Source organism: Vibrio sp. 1402 (assembly GCF_033340275.1).
Genome location: NZ_JAWOWE010000499.1, coordinates 1 through 579 on the forward strand (window position 1 = coordinate 1; position 579 = coordinate 579).

At 47.5% G+C, this 579-nt stretch carries 1 pseudogene; it reads left to right on the forward strand.

What is annotated here, in order from left to right:
* A pseudogene (locus tag R7044_RS26905) lies at positions 1-522 on the forward strand (MFS transporter); the annotation flags it as partial.
* Positions 523-579: the final 57 nt, after the last annotated feature.

Sequence of the window (579 nt, forward strand, 5' to 3'; positions counted from 1 at the left end):
CAGATTTTCACTGTATTTGCGGGCTTCCTGATGGTAGAGAATTTTGGCTATTCTGCAGCAGACATTACCTTACTGTTTTTGATCAACTACCTGTTTAACTTTTTATTTGCCAAGCGCATTGGCCGTTTTATCGGTGTTGTCGGTGAGCGTAAGGCATTAACGTTTGAATACGTCGGTTTGATTTTCGTCTTTGTAGGCTATGGTTTGGTGCAAACGGCGGAATGGGCTGCGGCGCTGTATGTTGTCGACCACTTGTTCTTTGCGCTCGCCTTGGCGATTAAAACGTACTTCCAGAAGATTGCTGATCCGGCCGATATGGCATCGACCGCTGGCGTTGCGTTTACCATCAACCACATCGCAGCGGTGGTGATTCCCGTTACATTCGGGATGATTTGGTTAGTGTCGCCTTCTAGCGTTTTCTACATCGGAGCGGGTATGGCCGCCGTTAGCTTGTTGTTGTCACTCAATATTCCAGCGAAGCCGGAAGAGGGGAACGAAACTCGATTGTTGAGGTGGAGTTAGTGCTCACTACTGAAAAGATTAAGCCTTAATCAGGATAGAAAAATGGGATGCATCGGC